Source organism: Leeuwenhoekiella nanhaiensis, from assembly GCF_002744755.1.
GTDB classification, from domain to species: domain Bacteria; phylum Bacteroidota; class Bacteroidia; order Flavobacteriales; family Flavobacteriaceae; genus Leeuwenhoekiella; species Leeuwenhoekiella nanhaiensis.
The window spans coordinates 225223-243335 of the sequence record NZ_KZ319289.1 but is presented as its reverse complement, the minus strand read 5'-3'; the positions used below and the strand labels follow the sequence as shown (position 1 = coordinate 243335).

Below are 18113 nucleotides of genomic sequence, written 5' to 3'. Positions count from 1 at the left end.
TTTAGTCTAAAATCTTACATCTAACGTCTAATCGCTCCCATCTCCAATCTTACATCATCAATCTGTGCACTGGTACCGTTCTGGCCTTTAGCGTAAATCCCCACTGTGACTTTTCCATCCCGCACGTTTACCGATTCTAAAGTCACGGGAATCCATTCCGGGTGTTCGTCATCTAAATGGATTTCAAAAGTTTGACCCCCGCTACTGGCGTAAAGCTTTAGCTGTTCAAATCGGGAATTGTTTTTGATTTTTAAGGAAAGTGTATAATTCCCGTCAGGTAAGTCCACAAATTCTGTGGAACTTATTTCCTGAGTAATTCTACGTTCAAAAGGCACCGAGTCGCTTATATTCAGGCTCTTTTCGCCTACAACCTGTTTACGATCTTCGCGGGTGTTGAAGTAATTCAAAACCGGCGAAGATGGGTCATTGGTGGCGATTTTGTTGCCTTTAATAATTTCGGTATGCCAGCCCAAAAGCTGTTCCTGCACCGGTTTGTTGTTACTGGGAATGTGGCGGCGGTCGGCTTCAAAACTGCCGTTTTTAACGTAATTGTTGGTTTTGGCGACGGTCCAGTTTCCGGTTACAGCGTCGAGATTCCAGGCGTGCAGCGAATTGAAGTGCGGAACATCCTCTTTAAAAGACAGCGGCACCCACTGGTTATAGCCTAACCCGTTTCCGGCAAACTCGGCCCAGCGGTCTCCGCAAAACAAAACGGTTTCTTCTTTACTTCCTTTTAGGGTATAAAAAAATCCGGTCTGCGAGACGTGGGCATAATCCTGCTCGCTGCCGGGCATAATCAGCATTTCATTGGTGGGTTTATAAGGTCCGCGAATGTCGTCGGCAACCAGATAATAGGCCAAAGAGCCGTCCCAACCGTAGATATTAGACGCCGCCATATAATACTTATCCTTGTATTTAAACATACAATTGCCCTCGCGACTGGCGCCTCTAAAGATTTCGGTAAGATCGAGCAAATCAACTTTACCGTCGCGTACGCCAATTTCTGAAACATAAATCTTGTTGCGCCCCTGCCCGTACGAGTACACCAGGTAAGATTTGCCGGTATTAGGATCGGTGAAAACGGTTTGATCCCCGGTATTGGGAGTGCCTATGCGGCCGGTCATATCGATATGGCGGTGGACTTTGAAATCGCCTAAGGGTGAATCGGCCAGGGCGATCATCACGTTTTTCCCGTGTTGAATAAACAAGGCATATTGATCAATTTCGGCTACATATGCAACCCCCATACGTCCCAGCCAGGTCGGATTGCTATCATAGTTTACCGCTTCCGGGGTAAGTACTTGTTTTTCGAAGGTCCAGTTTACCAGATCGGTAGAGGTATAACAGGTGACGCCCTTAAAATGGTTGCGTTCCAAAGTAACCGAAGGATCATCCCTATAGGTTTCGGCTTCGGCATAGTGCACCCCATACCAGTAATACTTTGGACTTCCGCTTTGCGAATCTCTAAACTGAAAAATCCCCCCGCCCTGAGAATAGATGGGTTGGCCCTCAACGGTCTCCCAAAAGCTGTCGTTGGTAATGGTTTGGTTTTGGGCATAGCTTGAGCTAAACTGAAAAAGACCTATAAAAAAGATTACTTTTTCTAAACGAAAGCAATAAAGTTTAAGCATAGTTGAGGATATAAAAATTCAATTTACGGCCTGCATGCGTAAAGCTTATCCTGTCCCATCCTGTTTGCGTGCAAAGGGAATGACCGATTAGTGATTGGTAAAACCGAAAAGATGTACTTTTATCCTGTTTTTAAAGAATTATGCAAACACCTCCCGAAATACGCCATGTCAACGTCACCCGCTACATCACACCCTTGCGGGAAGGCGGTTCGTTGCCCGCTGTCGCCGATGCTGATGACGGCTTTAAATATGTGGTAAAATTCAGAGGGGCCGGGCACGGTCCCAAGGCGCTTATTGCCGAATTGCTGGGTTGTGAGATTGGCCGTATTCTGGGATTTAAAGTGCCCGAAGTGGTTTTTGCAAATCTGGATGAAGCTTTTGGCCGTACCGAAGCCGATGAGGAAATTCAGGATTTACTGAAGTTTTCGCAGGGACTCAATATCGGTTTACATTTTTTATCGGGAGCCATCAATTTTGACCCGGTGGTGACCACGGTTGACGCGCAACTGGCTTCGGAAATCGTTTGGTTTGACGCCTTTATGACCAATATTGACCGTACGTTTCGCAATACCAATATGCTGATGTGGCATCGCGAACTCTGGCTTATTGACCACGGCGCGACCTTGTATTTCCACCACAGTTTTACCAACTGGGAAAAAAGCGCGGCCACGCCTTTTGCTTTGATTAAAGATCATGTGTTGCTGCCCCAAGCCTCTCAATTGGAGGAAGCTAACACCAAACTCAAAGCCCTGCTCACCGAACAGGTGCTTCAAAACGTGGTAAACCTCATCCCCGACGAATGGCTGCATTGGGAAGGCACTGAGGAAAATCCACAGCAACTGCGTGAAGTCTATTTTCAGTTTTTAAAAACACGACTCACCTATTCTGATGTATTCACCAAAACCGCAAACGATGCACGACAGGCACTTGTATGAGTATGCGGTGATCCGCATCGTTCCTCAGGTAGAACGTGAGGAGTTCTTTAACGTAGGCGTGGTGCTCTACTGCAAACGCCCACGTTTTATTGGGATGGAATTTAAGCTGGATGCAAAAAAGCTCGAAGCCTTCTGCCCCGAACTCGATGTGGAACAGGTTGAAAAAAACCTCAGCGCCTTTAAAGCCATTTGCAATGGTGAAAAACACGGCGGCCCTATCGCCAGGCTCGAGCCTGCAGAGCGCTTTCGCTGGTTAACCGCGACACGGAGTTCAGTCATTCAAACTTCTAAAACCCATCCGGGCTTTAGTGAAAATCTGGAAGCGACTTTAAAATGTTTGTTTGAAGATTTAGTACTCTAAAATCAATCTTGTCACATCGAGCGTGTCACACTGAGCGCAGTCGAGATGTATTGATAGTGCTTTCTTTATTAGAAATCCTAAGATTCAGGGTCCAACCTTTTCATTTATCATTTCTGAAATAAAAGCATTAGTAAGTTCAAAAGATAAATTTGCTAGTTTCTTAGATATTTAGTGTAGAATCATATCTAACATGATATTGAATTAAAAAATCAATAGCCTTTTTTGGTTATCTTACTCAGATCAAATAATTCAGATGAATACAGCAGAGCGGTCAATATTTGTTAATACGTATTTTCAGAAAGGTGAATCAGGTGACGAATTAAATAGAATACATATCACGAAAAAATTCGACCGAGAGAAGGGCATAATTAAATTTGGTAATTACAATATTTCTGGAGTTTCTAAAATAGATGAATTTGGTTTGGCAAATGTTTTTTTAGATGATTTACAAGGTGATTCTACAATAATCAATCTTAACAACCTTGAAGAATTAGAAATAAATAATTTCCGTTTTCAATCTTTGACTCTAACAGGAAAATGCAAAAAAATTACAGTAAAGGACTCTAATATATCTCAACTTTACACCGCGGATTTAGATACTATTAATTTTGAAATAAAAAACAACAAATCAATTCAACAGTTCAATACAACCTCAACAAACTCTAGAAATTTAAAAATTTCAGGGATGGCAGATATTGTCTCCATTAATCATAATAATTTGCCATCAACAATAAATAAAGTTGATAATATAACTGTTGACTTCGATCTAATTAAGACTATAAACATTTCGCAAACTCGTTGTAAAACAATAAGCTTAATTAATAATCTGAACACTCAAAATTTGGTAAATTTTAAATTATCTAATTCTTCATCAAATAGGATACTTATAAACAACCTTGCATCCAAAAATTTTATAATTCAAGATTTTACCATCAACCAGAAAAAATCATCGAAGCTTCAAATAACTGAATCAACAATTGAATGTCTAATTCTGAAAAACACATTTTTAGGAGATTTTAAAAAGTTTAATTTTAATCTGAGTACGATAAGTAAATTGGATCTTTCAAACTCTTCAATACCTACATCCAAGATATGTGGTTCACCATTTCAGATTTATGAGAATTACATTCAATTTTATACTGCTAGTCTTAATATAAATGATAAAAATGTAAGCTCAGATTATTATAAAGCTGCAAAATGGGCATTATTAAGGTATTCGTTAAAAAATCTAAAATCTAGGTTTGATTCCTTTGGAAGTCTATTGGTAAGCTGGGGATTTAGCAATTTCGGAACAAGTTGGGTTCAATCGGTATTAGTTACTTCCATACTATCAGCAATAATTTTCGCCATTATGATTGCTTTGATTCAATATCCGGTTAATGATTTCTCTAGTGCATTATCATTATTTATTCAGTTTTTCGACCCTCTTCATAAAATCGATTTTTTAGACACTCCTAATGAAAAATATTCAGAATACGGATGGGTGATACTTTTAAATTTTCTTAATAAAGTTCTTTTAGCTATTGGTATATATGAAACAATTAGAGCATTTAGAAAATTTGTAAAATAAACCTTGACAATTTTTTTTATCTAAACTCCACTTTAAACAAAGCCACACCCTGTCTGGGTAGATCCAGATTTAGGGTGAGTTTCCTGTCCTTCACATCCATATACTGTGGAGAAGTGAAAAGCTGTAACTGACCGGCCTGCTCCAGTTGGTCTATTTGTTCGGGAGTTGGATTCTGCGGAGACCCCATAGCTTTGTATGCTGTGTACGAATTGCTGAACTGCTCATCAACCCGATACTGGGAAACCAAAACTTTATTGGAAGGTAAAGCCTCCAGATTTAAGGTTACAGGCGTAGGTTTCACCTGAATATCATTCCGGTCATGGTAATTAAAAATCATGACGGTGACAGCATCCTCTCCACGAGACGCCAAAGCATTCACATCAGGATTATCGCGCACACTGGCATCGCTTATTTTTTTATAATCGTAGTCAAAATCGCCTTCCACCTTAAGGCGGTTAAACTTCATCATCCCAAACATGCGGAATATATTAAGCACCGGTTTATCGACTCCGTTTGTGGCCATATCCCGAAACCCGGCATACCATGGCTGATTTTCAAACTCAAAACCCCAGGTCACCGCACCGGCCAGATTGATATCGTAGGCTTTGGCCAAATCGTACTTTCGGGCAAAAGAAGCAGCGGTATAACTGCTGTACATGGTACCGTTGCGATAGGCATTTTCGGGATAATCATCCTCAGAGCAGGCGGCACAACCTTCAGGGTCAGACTCGCCAATAATCACCGGCAAATACCGCAAATCGGGATAGGAAGCCACCACTTCAAAACCCTTACGGATGTCGTTAAGCTGCGCGCCCATATTCATCACGACCGTACCATCAACCAGTTTGGGGCTTCCCTTGGCGTGAAACGTAATAAAATCAAGCGGGGCTCCGGTTTCGCCGGTCGCATAGTTCTTTCCGGAAACCACGTGATCTAAAAAGGTACGCAGAAAGGCTTCGGCTTTGTCCCAGCCCGGCCCGGTTGTTTCAGGGCCGCCTATTTTCGCCGTAGGCAAAGCACGCTTCACCGCATCAGCCGTATAGTCATAAAGTTTGATGTATTCTTCAGTCGTACCGCGCCAGTAGCCGATGTTGGGTTCATTCCACAGCTCCCAGTACCAACTTTCGACCTCCTCTTTTCCGTAGCGATCAACCGAATGTTTAACCCACTGATAAACCAGCCCTGCCCACTTGTCGTAATCCTTAGGCGGGTATGCCCAGCCGGTATAAATGTCCTCATACTTAGCACCCGGTTTCCAGTGGTGCCGGTAGGGTTCGGGATTGGTAGATAATGCTTCGGGCATAAAACCAATTTGCGCCAGCGGTTTCATTCCCAAATCAATATAAGTGTCAAAAATTTTATCGATTATAGTCCAGTCGTAGATGGGATTTCCGTTATCATCTTCGGTATAGGCATTGGTTGAACCCCATTTAAGTGCTGCTTCGCCGTCACCGGTAACCAGCAGGCTGTGTGCCCTAAAAAACACAGGCACCGGACTCAGTTCAGAGATTTCCCTGACTAACTTTTTACCGTCTTTCATGTAGGTGTAGTTAGGCTCATCATAGCCCCACCAGGCCCAAATGGGCTGCAGCTGACCGTCCTCGTGAGTTAAATTAACCATCATTTCAACGGGCTGCACATTATCGTACTGCGCAAATACGCTAGCGCTTAAAAACATCAGGACCAAAACCGGTAAAAAAGAAGCTGTAAATCGTTCCATAAGAAAGCAAAGTGAAATGAGGTCAATAAGTTACGTTAAAATGTTTTAAGTACACTTATTTTGAGAAGAATTGCCTGTCTGGTTTTCACCGAATGTGATGATCAGGTTTTATTGACAACATCCCATCCCGGCTTTCCTTTTAAAGGGAAGGAGGTTAAATCTCACTTCACAAGAAATCCAGGCCCAACTATTTAAGCCCAATTTTTAAACTGAAAAGTATTTACAGTTCAAAAATTTAAGGTTCAAAACCCAACCTTGAATTTTGAACCACTCCTATACTAAATAAAAAACCTGCTATCAAAAGCGTTTTTCTTTTAGCTTAATTTTTCAAATCAGTTTGAGTTGTAAAGAGTAATGCTTAGAGTTAGTTATATAAAATTACTTTAGGTTCCCCTTATTTTTCATTAGCTCGCTGTTGCTTACTACTTTTGATCTCGTAAATCTCCTCACGTCGATTTGTCAACTCTACTTCTAAATCATGTTCTGTTCATTTTCTTTGCTTCTCCAAAGAAAACGAACCAAAAGAAAGGAGCCCCTCGCTTAGGAATTTTTCGCCTCAGGGCGAAAACCGCCTTGTCAGCTCCGCGTCGCTATCGCTCCTGTCCTTCGGAGTTGCCTGCATCTATTCTGAACCGAGGGAAGGAGATTCGTTTAATCCTTCGGATTTGAATAATAAAAATTTTAAATTTCTGAAAACAGTTATTATTAGGCTCCCTTCTCCCTCCTAAGTAGGGCTGAGGATAAGGATAACGCCAGGGACTTCTTACCCCGCTGAAGAATAAAATTAACCCCCTTAAATCAAATTTGATAGGTGAAATTGAATTAGGCTCCTCAGACTGATCTAAAAAAGTTTAGAAAGCTATCAGCTCAAAACCCAACCTTGAATTTTGAACCTTAAATCTTGAATTTTATTTCTGAAATAAGAGCGGTACGAAGTCTGAAAGATAAATACGCCAGTTTCTCCAGATATGGCCGCCTTCGGTTTCTACATACTCGTAGGGCATTCCCATCTCATCCAGCATCGCGCGGTAGTCTTTATTGGCATCATACAGAAAGTCGGTTTTGCCGATTCCGATCCAGTAGAGTTCGTAGCCATTATCCATCTGGTTTTTTAAGGTTTCCTCGAAGTTGGAATACACACCTTCCCCACTTTCATCGCCACGGGCCATAATCGCCGCCGAAAACAAACCTACGTAATCAAAGGTATCGGGATAGTAGCGCGAAATGTGCAAGGCGTGATAGCCTCCCATCGAAAGTCCGGCAATTGCCCGGTTTTCCTTATTGGCCTTTACGCGGTAGTTGTCTTCAACAAAATGGATAATTTCGTCAAAATTGGCTTCATACATCCCGTTCATCGTTTTGGGCACCATAAAATTTGGCGTGTAATACCCGGCGCTACCTGCTCCCGGTGCGGCATCCTGAATCACATTTCCGTTAGGCATCACGACAAGCATAGGCTGTGCTTTGCCCTGCGCGATCAGGTTGTCCATAATTTGTGAAGTACGCCCCAGAGTCAACCAGGCTTCTTCATCACCACCCGCACCGTGTAAAAGGTACAGCACAGGAAATTTTTTTGTTTCCTGTTCGTATCCCGGCGGGGTGTAAATGCTGATTTTACGATCCATTCCCAGACCTTCTGAATCATACCAGCGGCTGGCAACGGTACCGTGCGGGACATCCTGCACACGATACAAATCGGCCTGCTCTCCCGGAACGATAAAAATATTCATCACCGAAGCCACATCCCGAATCAAAAACGGATTGGCCGGATCTGTGGTTTTAAAACCGTCTATTATAAAGGCGTAATTGTACAATTCGGGAGCCAGGGCTTCTGTGGTGTAGGTCCAGACCCCTTTTTCATTTTTGGTTAATAGCGCTTTGCCGGGGCCGTCCATTTCACCATACGGACTTTGAACTTTTACGCTGGGCAGAAAATCGCCGGTCACATAAACCGAATCTGCCTTTGGAGCATTGAGGCGAAAAGTAACGGATTTGTCGGGGTGAATTTCAGGCGAACTCACCTGCTGCCCATTGAACAGGGATTCCTGTGCTGATAAAATCCCGAAGCTAAGCGCGAATACGAGAACGATATAGTTTTTCATTAGAAATAAATTAATTTTTAAATATGAAGAGGCTTTTCGCCCGTAAGGTTAAAGATACTTATTTGATTTTGGAAGCAATTTGACTTTTGTCAAATACATCAGTTTTGTTTAAAAGCTCCTATATGCCAAAGGATTCCGGAAGGATCGTGTACAAAAAACTCGCTTCCCCATTCCTGATGCACCAGTTCTGAAACGCGAACTCCGGCGTATTTTTCGGGAAGCTGAAGGCTTTTGATGTGATCCAAATGCTGCTGCACAAGCTCTACTTCGAGAAAAACCATGGTGTTATCTACCCAGTCTTTCACGTAAGCGTCCTGCAGGTAAAAACCGAAATTCCCCTTTTTAAATAAAGCCATTTTAGGCGGAAGCACTACTTCTTCAAAACCCAGATCCCGGTAAAAAGCGCGGGAAGTATTGAAATCTTTAGCCCCTAAAAAAGGGCGGATGGATTTTATATTCATAGAAACGGAATTACGGGTGCTCAATTTTCAAAAGTTCATTTTTAAAGATAATACGGAATTCAACACCTTCAACAACTGTATCCAATTCAAAGTCTGAAGGAAAAGCCCTGTCATTAGTTGGAAACCAGGTTCGGGAATCTTTATCAATACAAATAATCAGTCCGTGTTCATCACCTATCGCACAAAAGCGTTCAAAAGTACCGTCATAGATTTCAAATCCCAGCTTGTTATGAAGCGTATTGAAAATGTGTTTAATAGAAGTGGAAGGCAGACCTATTTCTGAAATTTCAAGAAGCTGTGCGTTGTCAAAAGGATCTGAAGTCTGATTATCTAAGGTGTTTCTGGCGATAAATTCTACTATATTCTGGTCTGCGTCGTAAAAGTAGATGGCCTGTGCATTCCAGTTTTCAAACTGCTGAATTTCATTTTCGCCATTTTTTAAAACTTCAACGCGTTTCTTCAGCCAGACAAGCGCTTCCCGGTCTTTCCCGGCAGGAATTGTAATCGCAAAATGATAGGGTATGGCAGTCTGGCGTTCCTTAAAAGTCAGTATCGATTCACCCAGTTTAACCGAGAAGCTTTTTGCATCTTTCTCAAAAACCCGGAGGCCTAAGGTTTCTTCATAAAATTGACGCTGTTCCGCTGGTCGAGCCGTATAGATTTCTAGTTCCCGAATCTTCACGAGCCAAAAGTTTAGGTGTTGTTACTCATTTTTCAAAGCTTCAAACACCCGCTCGGGATAATCGGTGATAATGCCGTCTACCTTGAGCGCAATGACTTCTTGGATCGCTTCGGGTTCGTTGACCGTCCAGGGAATTATTTTTAAGCCGTCTTTTCTAATTATCGAGACTTCGGTTGAATCGAGCAGTTTGTAGTGCGGACTGTAAATTTCAGGCTTAAAACTCAGGATGTTTTTGTTCTCTTCATAGGTATTTTCGCCTACTAAAATAGCCAGTTCGATTTCCGGATAATTGGTATGTACTGCCTCCAAAATCGCCGGGTCAAAAGATTGAAGGTTTACACGCTTTTCCATCTGCTTTTCCTGAATGACTCTCATAACCAAATCTACAAAAGCTTCCGGTTGCGGTTGAAAAACGTCGTATTCCTCAGGCACCGATTTGATTTCGATATTATACTTCACCGGTTTTAAACCTTCCGCTTTGATCGTTGCTTCAACCGTATCAATAACTTCGCTGAGCAGGGGTTTGTAAGTTTTTAACTTTTGCTGCTGCGGAAAGCGCACATTCCCTTTTGAACCACCGTCAAACTGCTTGATTTCGGCGTAATCCATTTGGTAGAGGTTGTACTCTTTTTCTTTATCCTGCGGAATCGAGTCGCCATTGGGCGCAGTCATATACAAAGCCAGCATCCAGGGCTCGTGACTTACCACGACCTGACTGTCTTTCGAAATCACCACATCAAGCTCCAGCACGTCAACGCCTTTTTTAAGCGCGCTTATAAATGCAGGAATGGAGTTTTCGGGCATGTTGCCCCGCTCACCGCGATGGCCCTGTACCTGTATTTCAGATTTTGTATTCATAGTGGGTTCCTGAGAATCTTCGCTAGTTGATTTGCATCCTGCCAAAACACTTATTAGCAGAATTGCCTGTATAAATTTAGTCTTCATATTCTTATTATTGGTTTTGTAAAAATAAAAAAAGCCTGCCCATCTGAATCCTCAGAAAAAGCAGGCTTAACAAACAAGCATTTACTTAACAGGTTCTTCCAGACGATAGGAGGCTGTGCCCAGATGGGTTTTACCATACCGGTCTGTTGCTTTTACTTCAATAGTATGCGTGCCCAAATCTAGCTTTGTGGGAATCTTACCCCACCAGAGGTGTGTGCTTTTAACGGGGTTGCTGCCGCGCTTCCCGGCTATCAAAACCTCGGCGGTATCCCACTCATAAATGGTGGCTTCGTACGAAGGATCCTGCTCATTGATATAATCCATCGGTTTCCATTCGCCCGCATCAACGCGGTACTCAACCGTATCGCCTTCAGCTCCCATAAAAAAATTGGTGTAGATACCGGCTTTGGTACCCTTACCCTGCGCCAGTACTTTAGGTGCAAAAATTTCCATTTGATAGGCTGCGGGTTTTCCGGCAACTTTATAATCGGTTTTATAGGTATTTCCGTCGAAATGAATAAACGCATATCCCTTGGGCGTACCATCACGCATGGTCGAAACAGGTACACCCTGCTCATTAAAGGCCCCAGAATACCAATCGCCTGAAGTGGTGCCTACATTATACTCATGATGCGGTTTTTTACCCTGCCAGCCCTGTGCTTCCGTAAAATAGTCCTGGCGTTGAATGTGGGTGTGGGCTGAAAGCGAAAGGGTATTTTCAAAAGGCCGAAGGGCTTTAAACAAACGCTCGCGATCTGCATCCCTAAACGGATCACCTTGGGGTTCGCTAAGCGGAATATGAAAAGCAACCACAACTAAATGATCTTTAGGTACCAGAGCCAGGTCGTTTTCTATAAACCGCAACTGATCTTCACGGAAACCTCCCCAATAGCCTTTACCTTCCCTGGGATCGGGATATAAAATATCATCCAAAACCAAAAAATGCACTTTACCGTAGTTAAAGGCATAGTTGGCAGGGCCAAAATAAGACTCATACGTTTCATCGGAAAGGTCATCGCTGGGTGCGTCAAAATTCATATCGTGATTGCCCATCAGGTTAAACCAGGGAATTCCCACGCGCTGTACAGCTGTGATATAGGGGCTAAACAGATCAAGATCATTACCCACCAGATCGCCCAGACTTAGACCAAAGACTACATCTTGTATTCCTTCAACCTCGTTCACAATGCCTTTGGCAAAATACGCTACTTCCTGCTCGGTATACGGCTGTGGATCGCCAAAGATCAACGCGGTAAAGCGGTCTTCTTCCTGAGCTGGCAACAGCGCAAAGTCTACCGATTTTGGTAATTTCCCGGTAGGTGCGATGCCTTTAAAATCAGACTTCGGGGAACCTTCGGGCCGGTAACTGTAGTAAAACTGAGGCAGGTTTTGCGCATTAACCGGCAAACTGTAACCTGCAGGCTTTATGACCGCAAGGGATTGCCCTTCTTTTAATGAAAGCTCGTAGCTACCTTTGGCATCGGTGGCGATTACATCTTCCCCATTAGTAACCGAAACCCCGGCAATACCTTTCTCGTTACGGTCTTTCTTTCCGTTTCTGTTTTCATCTTCAAAGACATAACCCGTTGCTTTTTGCTGTGCGTTTACGGCCAGCGAAAGCATACAGCTTAGGACTGCCCATTTTATTGTTTTCATAATGTTCTTTTAATTCGGTTTTACAAAAGTGATTGGCTTATTTATCCCACCAGACTTTGATGTTAATCTCATCTCCTCCCATACGTTCAACAGCCGCTTTATAATTTTGATTGTTGCGGTCTGCTTCATCAATAGGATAGTACAAACGCGAAGGCATCTCCCGATTGTTTTTCATGTCTGAAGATACAGGCAATTGAGGCAATCCTGTTCTACGATGTTCAAACCACGCCTGATAATCGGTAAAAAATAAGGCGAAGTACTTTTGAAGAATAATACGCTCAAGTGTGCCATCATAAGCAGTAGCGGTATTATCAAAATAGCTATCCGGTACGTCCACGCCCCACATGGTTAAGGCTGCTTCCACCCCATTTTCATAGTGTTCCTGCTCATTGATTATAAGTCCGCGCTGTCCAAGCTCTGCTTTAATAAACTCAACTTCCGCATAGCTCAATAAAGGTACAATGAGTGGTGCTATTGCAAGCTGCTGCCGGGGACCTGAAACCGTAGCAATTGAATCTGCAACCGGATCATTTCTAAAATCTATAGGCAAACCAATATACCCATAGCGCTCATTGTTGAGTCCCATCGCTTCGGTTGCAAAAACCGGAAGTCTGGGGTCTTCAAATTCCTTGAGATGGTCAATAAAAAAGGCGTTATACACCCTAAACGTATTGAAATCCTGAGGTCTGCTCCATGGTGAAAGCAAGGGAGCTTCCCCTGAGATTTGTAAAACTGCGTGATCGTCATTCCCGGTAAAAACAGGGTATGTCGCCGGGTTATTTGCTATAGCAGCCAACTCAGTATAAGCTGATGCATTGCGATTTACCGTACGCAAAAGCAAACGCATATGAAGCGAGTTAGTAAACTTCTGCCATTTGGCCACATCATTGTGAAACAGTATATCACTCACGTAAGGCATAGCCTGATCGGTATCGTATAAACTATTTGCACGTTCCAGATCTTCCAGGATTTGGGTATAAATCGTTTCCTGCTCTGTAAATTCAGGAAACCAGTCTCCCTCTTCCGCGCTACCGGCTTCAAGCATCGGTACATCTCCAAAACAATCTGTAAGTATGGAAAAGGCATAGGCCTTTAGTGTAAGCGCAATTGCCTCGTAATTAGGCAGCTCATCCCGTACGGCTGCCTTTTCCATCTCTTTGATATTCGTGAGCTCAGAATAGTAGGTATTCCAGGTAGATCCTCCTATATTTTGTACAAAATCGTAGTAAAACACAGCATTGGTATTATCCTCATTTGGAATAAACATCTGCATAAGCTGCGCACCTATATTGCGATGTTGCAGGGCATTGTGCGTACTCAATTCATAGAGGATAGGGTTGAGGGCACTTCCCGCCGTGATTTGTTCAAGATTGTTAGGGTCTGTGTTTATTTCCTCAAAGTTGGTTGAGCAGGAAGAAAGCACACACACTAAAAATCCGGCTATTAAGAATTTTAAAGTTTTCATATCTGTATTTATTTAAAAGCCTACTTTAACATTAATACCAAATTCTGAAGGCGATGGCATCTGCCCTACTTCAGCACCGGGATGAAAATTGGTGCCACCGGCAAGCCCTGCCACTTCAGGATCATAGATGGGGAAGTCTGAAATCACTGCCAGGTTTCTGCCATACAGCGACACTGCCGCTTCACTTAAAAAGCTACCGGCCAGCAATTTTTTACTGAAGTTATACTCCAGAGTAACCTCGCGCAGTTTTACAAACGAAGCATCAAATGAATTGGCTTCGGTATTGGCCAGGGGATACATCTCATTATAATAATCTGCAATAGGGATTGCCGTGGTATTGGGACTATACGTGCCATCATCATTTAAAACCACACCTTTACCCACACGCACCCCTTCTTCACGACCGATGAGGGTATGTTTCAATTTACCCTGCTGGGTAAGTTTGTGATGCGTGTGCGAGTAGATAACCCCGCCATACTTACCATCAATAACTACATTTAATCTCAGATTTTTATACTGAAACGAGTTGATAAAGCCCGCTACCCACTTGGGTTGGGTGTCGCCTATAAAAATGATATCATCAGTCATAAGCGGGAATCCATCCGCATCAAAAATGATTTCGCCCTGCGGATTTCTTTCATATCCTCTTCCAAAAAGCGCTGCCGGTGAACCTCCTTCAACAGCAACCAGACGCGCACCAGATGAACTCAACATCTCAAACCTGCCTTCTTCTGCATTTTCGTGAAGCGACAATACCTTCCCTTCATTTTTAGACCAGTTGAGCGTAGTATTCCAGCTAAAAGATGGCGTGTTTATCACTTTAGCATTGAGTAACAGCTCAATCCCGCGGTTACGCACAGAACCGGCGTTGATTAAGGCGCTGCTGTACCCTGAAGAGTTGGGTAACGGCGAGCTAAAAATCTGGTTTTTTGAGGTGGTTTGATAAACAGCGGCGTCCAGTTTCAACCTGCTCTTAAACATGCGTATATCGAACCCCAGTTCGGTACTGGTCGTGATCTCCGGTTTAAAATCGGTGTTGTAAAGTGAATGTGGAGCCACGGCAGAACCGGGGAAATCGCTGCGACTAAAGTACTTACTGGTACTGTAGCGGTTGCCGTATTGCCCGGCACCTCCTACCTGCGCCACAGAACCTCTAAGCTTGAGAAAATCTATAGATTTAGGCAATTCTGCAAGTTCGCTTACCACAAACGACGCACTCGCTGAGGGAAAGAAGTAGGACATATTCTGTTTAGGAAGCATACTGTTCCAGTCATTACGCCCGGTAAAATCTACAAATAAGAAATCTTTCAGCCCCAGAGAAACCAGACTATACAGACTGTTTACTTTATTATAACCTTCAAACTTACTCGTAAAAAGCTGAGAGCCATTTACCAGATTGTACACCCCGGGAATTTCCAGACCTTCAGTCCAGGAATCCTGTCTTAAATATTCGTAATCCAGACTGTTTCCACCCACATTTGCTGTAAGGTCGAGATCCCCAAATTTATTGGTGTAGGTTAACAGGAAATCGGTATTGATTTCATTTTTAAACACATTGGTCTTGCGGTAATAACCCCGTGCATACCGGTTGATGTCATAGGGTCTGCGCTGATCCATATTTTTGTTGTACATATTCAGCGCTCCTCGAAGCATCAGGCTCAGGTTGGTATGCAACTCGATATCTATCTGAAAATTACCGGTTATCGCGTGTTGATTGAGGCTGTTTTCAATTTCGTAAGCCATCGCATAGGGGTTGTCGATAAAGCTGCTGTACGGCCGTATCATATCGATCTGTTCCTGACCCTCTTTCCAGATAGGACGGTACCAGTCGAGGTCCACATTGGGGTTTTGAAAAATCATAAAATAAGCGATGGAGTGGTTGTTGTAACCCTGACCCGGCAGGTTATCACTCATTCTTTTGGAATAGTTTACGATAGACGACAGGTTTATTCTTTTAGAAATCTGATGTTTGGCATTAACAGAAAGGGACATTTGCTCAAAACCGGTGTTTGGCATAATCCACTCATTCTTGGTGTGAGTAACCGAAGCACGCATCGATCCTTTTTCGCTTCCTCCCTGAAGAGCGATGTTGTTTGTGAGCGTAAGTCCTTTACGCCAAAAACCTTTGCGGTTGTCTTTATAAGGCCGCCAAAGCTGGCGTTCTGCCGATTGCCCTTCAAGCTCCGGATCGTACTGAAAATAAAATTGCCCATTAAAACGAGGTCCGAAGGCGCTGCTGCTTCCGGCAGTACTCCTTCCATCTTCTGAAGCGCCATAGGTATAATACAAACGGTCTTCGTAAGCTACCGGGTTGCCTTCAGAGTCTGTGGCAGGCTTTAAGTAACTGCCTCTACCACTACCCTGACCGTACTCGTATTGCCAGTCTGGCCAGCGGGTAATGACATCCATCTTAGCGTTTGACGTAATGGTAACCCCCAGACCGGTCTGCTTTTGGCCTTTTTTGGTTGTAATCAGAATAGCTCCGTTTGCAGCCTGATATCCATAAAGCGCAGATGCCGCAGGACCTTTTAATACTGAAATGCTCTCAATATCCTCTGGATTTAAATTGGCTATGGCATTACCAAAATCTACCGGTGTGTCTGTACTTGCAGACCCTCCCATATAGGCATTTGAAGCACCTGAACCCGGAAATTCATTTTGAACAGGGATACCGTCAATAACGATCAGTGCGCCATTATTACCGGGATCAAGAGAGCTGTTTCCTCTCAGAATTATTTGCTGGGAACCAATAGGACCTCCCAGACCGTTAATGGTAAGCCCGGGCACTTTACCGCGTAAGGCTTCAGACCAGTTATTGGGACGGGCATTTAAAAGCTCTTCGGAAGATACAGTCTGCTGGGCATAACCCAGTTTTTTCTCTTCCCGCTTAATCCCCAGAGCAGTCACTACCACCTCGTTCAAGGCATTTACATTTTCTTCCAGTGTAATGCTGAGGTCTTCTCCGGGTGATGCATTTACAGTTTTTGTAATAAAGCCCAGATAGGAAACTTCCAGAACTACAGCATTGCCCGCATTGATGGTAAATACTCCATCAAAATCTGTTGTAACTCCGGTTGATGAACCCTGAATTTTTACCGTAGCACCGGGTAGCGGAAGACCATCCTTGTCAAAAACCCGCCCTTTTATTTGCTGCTGGATTTCGTTACGTACTACCGTAATGGTGTGATTAATCTGGGTGAAAGAAAGACGGGTCTGTGCAGCGATCTTGTTGAGAACAAGGTCAAGGCTTTCGTTACGTACATTAAGATTTACCGCTTTGGTAGTCTCCAGAAGTTTGCTGTCAAAAACAAAGGTGAATTTGGTTTGTTTTTCAAGATTGGCAAAAACATCGGCCAGTTGCGTATTCTTAAAATTTGTGGTTACATATACAGATTTCAGATTTTGATTAGGGTTGGCCGAAGCCTGTAAAGTCACTATAGAAAAAAGGACAAGCGTCAAATACCTCAATTTCCAAAGGGTAAACGTTTGTAAAATTTGTAGTTTAGTTTTCATGTTGATAATGGCTATAATTTCAGTTGTAGTCTTATTTATTCCGGCCCACTTGTGTTGCAGCAGAAGTGGGTCTCTTTTGTTTTAGGGGGCGTTTTTCCGAATCATAAAGTGGTTTTGAGAGAGAGTATCTATTTTTAAGTGGTTAATAAGCGCTATACTTTGAAGGACCGTTTCTAAAGGTTCATCGTGAAATTTCCCTGTTATGCGAAGCTCCTTTATTGAAGGATCGGCAAAATCAATCTTTACGTCATACGAGTTTTCTAAAACTGTGGCTGTTTTGAGCAGACTTGTATTGTTTAGAACAATCGTTTTTTGCATCCACAGCATAATATCCTGAAGATTTCCGGTCGTTGTAACCGGACTATTTGCATTTTCAAAAACCAGCTCCTGGTTTTTAACCAGATACACTTTTGCGCCGGTGTTTGTATGTTCTACCTTAACCTTTCCACTGCGGACGCTGACCACAGGACTGGCCGGGTCATACGAGTTGATGTTAAAGCTGGTTCCCAATACGGTGGTTCGCACCGCTCCGGTTTTAATAGTAAAGGGGTGCTGCTCGTCACGGAAGACTTCAAAAAAGGCTTCACCGGTCAATTGAAGATTTCGGTTTTCATTAAAATTTACAGGATAGGTAAGGCTGGAATTGGCATTTAACCAAATTTTTGAACCGTCACTCATAACCAGACTGCGCTGTTCGCCCTTTCCTGTGGTAACACTTGTATATTCAACTGAAAAATACCGGAAGGCAAAAAAGCTTATGCAAAGCACAGCGGCTATACCCGAAACATAGGCAAGCACCTTGCTATTCAACAGACGCCGTTGATGCCTATGCGCATCAATAGCCTGATCAATTTGTTTCCGAATACGCTTTTTATGATCATCGCCCGGATCAATACGTCTGTGCTTCTGGTTTTGCTGAAGTCTGTTTACAAATTCTTCAAGCAGGTTTTCTTCGGCTTTGTTGAGTGATCCCTGCCGTTGTTTTTCCAGTAATTTCTGAAATTCTTTCTGTGTCAAAATTGAACCCTTTTATAGGTAAGTCACAGGAAGCGGGGTTTGCACGTAGCGCGTT

The 18113-nt window shown here is 43.1% G+C and carries 13 protein-coding genes; 3 read left to right on the top strand and 10 right to left on the bottom strand.

The window, feature by feature from the left end; all coding sequences use genetic code 11:
- Window positions 1-20 precede the first annotated feature (20 nt).
- Window positions 21-1631, bottom strand: a complete 1611-nt coding sequence (locus CJ305_RS07765) for a family 43 glycosylhydrolase (RefSeq protein ID WP_099645694.1) — start codon at window positions 1629-1631, stop codon at window positions 21-23.
- 140 nt (window positions 1632-1771) lie between these two features.
- On the opposite strand from CJ305_RS07765, the gene CJ305_RS07760 reads away from it, so the two are divergent.
- From CJ305_RS07760 to CJ305_RS07750, 3 genes are all read left to right on the top strand, one after another.
- On the top strand, window positions 1772-2566 hold the full coding sequence (locus CJ305_RS07760; protein WP_099645693.1) for a HipA family kinase: 795 nt from the start codon (window positions 1772-1774) through the stop codon (window positions 2564-2566).
- Window positions 2544-2927: a DUF3037 domain-containing protein gene (locus CJ305_RS07755; protein WP_099645692.1), complete on the top strand. Its 384-nt coding sequence runs from the start codon at window positions 2544-2546 to the stop codon at window positions 2925-2927. Before CJ305_RS07760 ends, CJ305_RS07755 begins: the two co-directional genes overlap by 23 nt.
- A gap of 253 nt (window positions 2928-3180) precedes the next feature.
- Window positions 3181-4497: a hypothetical protein gene (locus tag CJ305_RS07750; protein WP_099645691.1), complete on the top strand. Its 1317-nt coding sequence runs from the start codon at window positions 3181-3183 to the stop codon at window positions 4495-4497.
- Between the two features lie 16 nt (window positions 4498-4513).
- Here CJ305_RS07750 and CJ305_RS07745 read toward each other — a convergent pair whose 3' ends face one another.
- The 9 genes from CJ305_RS07745 to CJ305_RS07705 all read right to left on the bottom strand — a co-directional run bounded on the left by CJ305_RS07745 (window position 4514) and on the right by CJ305_RS07705 (window position 18058).
- Window positions 4514-6217, bottom strand: a complete 1704-nt coding sequence (locus CJ305_RS07745) for a GH39 family glycosyl hydrolase (RefSeq protein ID WP_099645690.1) — start codon at window positions 6215-6217, stop codon at window positions 4514-4516.
- A 908-nt stretch (window positions 6218-7125) separates the two neighbouring features.
- A complete protein-coding gene (locus tag CJ305_RS07740; protein ID WP_099645689.1) occupies window positions 7126-8319 on the bottom strand; it encodes an esterase in 1194 nt (397 codons plus the stop codon).
- 98 nt (window positions 8320-8417) lie between these two features.
- Window positions 8418-8780, bottom strand: a complete 363-nt coding sequence (locus CJ305_RS07735) for a VOC family protein (protein WP_099645688.1) — start codon at window positions 8778-8780, stop codon at window positions 8418-8420.
- Between the two features lie 10 nt (window positions 8781-8790).
- Complete coding sequence (locus tag CJ305_RS07730; RefSeq protein WP_099645687.1) at window positions 8791-9462, bottom strand: VOC family protein; 672 nt, start codon at window positions 9460-9462, stop codon at window positions 8791-8793.
- Between the two features lie 21 nt (window positions 9463-9483).
- Window positions 9484-10407: a glycerophosphodiester phosphodiesterase family protein gene (locus tag CJ305_RS07725; protein WP_099645686.1), complete on the bottom strand. Its 924-nt coding sequence runs from the start codon at window positions 10405-10407 to the stop codon at window positions 9484-9486.
- Between the two features lie 81 nt (window positions 10408-10488).
- On the bottom strand, window positions 10489-12063 hold the full coding sequence (locus CJ305_RS07720; RefSeq protein WP_099645685.1) for a calcineurin-like phosphoesterase C-terminal domain-containing protein: 1575 nt from the start codon (window positions 12061-12063) through the stop codon (window positions 10489-10491).
- A 37-nt stretch (window positions 12064-12100) separates the two neighbouring features.
- Window positions 12101-13528 (bottom strand): SusD/RagB family nutrient-binding outer membrane lipoprotein, encoded by a 1428-nt coding sequence (locus CJ305_RS07715; protein ID WP_099645684.1) that lies wholly within the window; start codon window positions 13526-13528, stop codon window positions 12101-12103.
- Window positions 13529-13540: 12 nt separating this feature from the next.
- Complete coding sequence (locus CJ305_RS07710; protein ID WP_099645683.1) at window positions 13541-17041, bottom strand: SusC/RagA family TonB-linked outer membrane protein; 3501 nt, start codon at window positions 17039-17041, stop codon at window positions 13541-13543.
- 81 nt (window positions 17042-17122) lie between these two features.
- Entirely contained in the window at window positions 17123-18058 is a 936-nt protein-coding gene (locus CJ305_RS07705) for a FecR family protein (protein WP_099645682.1), read from the bottom strand.
- Between the last annotated feature and the right edge of the window lie 55 nt (window positions 18059-18113).

Bases quoted from the DNA above. Each gene is read 5' to 3' on its own strand.
- CJ305_RS07765 (WP_099645694.1), bottom strand. From the start codon at position 1,631: ATGCTTAAACTTTATTGCTTTCGTTTAGAAAAAGTAATCTTTTTTATA.
- CJ305_RS07760 (WP_099645693.1), top strand. From the start codon at position 1,772: ATGCAAACACCTCCCGAAATACGCCATGTCAACGTCACCCGCTACATC.
- CJ305_RS07755 (WP_099645692.1), top strand. From the start codon at position 2,544: ATGCACGACAGGCACTTGTATGAGTATGCGGTGATCCGCATCGTTCCT.
- CJ305_RS07750 (WP_099645691.1), top strand. From the start codon at position 3,181: ATGAATACAGCAGAGCGGTCAATATTTGTTAATACGTATTTTCAGAAA.
- CJ305_RS07745 (WP_099645690.1), bottom strand. From the start codon at position 6,217: ATGGAACGATTTACAGCTTCTTTTTTACCGGTTTTGGTCCTGATGTTT.
- CJ305_RS07740 (WP_099645689.1), bottom strand. From the start codon at position 8,319: ATGAAAAACTATATCGTTCTCGTATTCGCGCTTAGCTTCGGGATTTTA.
- CJ305_RS07735 (WP_099645688.1), bottom strand. From the start codon at position 8,780: ATGAATATAAAATCCATCCGCCCTTTTTTAGGGGCTAAAGATTTCAAT.
- CJ305_RS07725 (WP_099645686.1), bottom strand. From the start codon at position 10,407: ATGAAGACTAAATTTATACAGGCAATTCTGCTAATAAGTGTTTTGGCA.
- CJ305_RS07720 (WP_099645685.1), bottom strand. From the start codon at position 12,063: ATGAAAACAATAAAATGGGCAGTCCTAAGCTGTATGCTTTCGCTGGCC.
- CJ305_RS07715 (WP_099645684.1), bottom strand. From the start codon at position 13,528: ATGAAAACTTTAAAATTCTTAATAGCCGGATTTTTAGTGTGTGTGCTT.
- CJ305_RS07710 (WP_099645683.1), bottom strand. From the start codon at position 17,041: ATGAAAACTAAACTACAAATTTTACAAACGTTTACCCTTTGGAAATTG.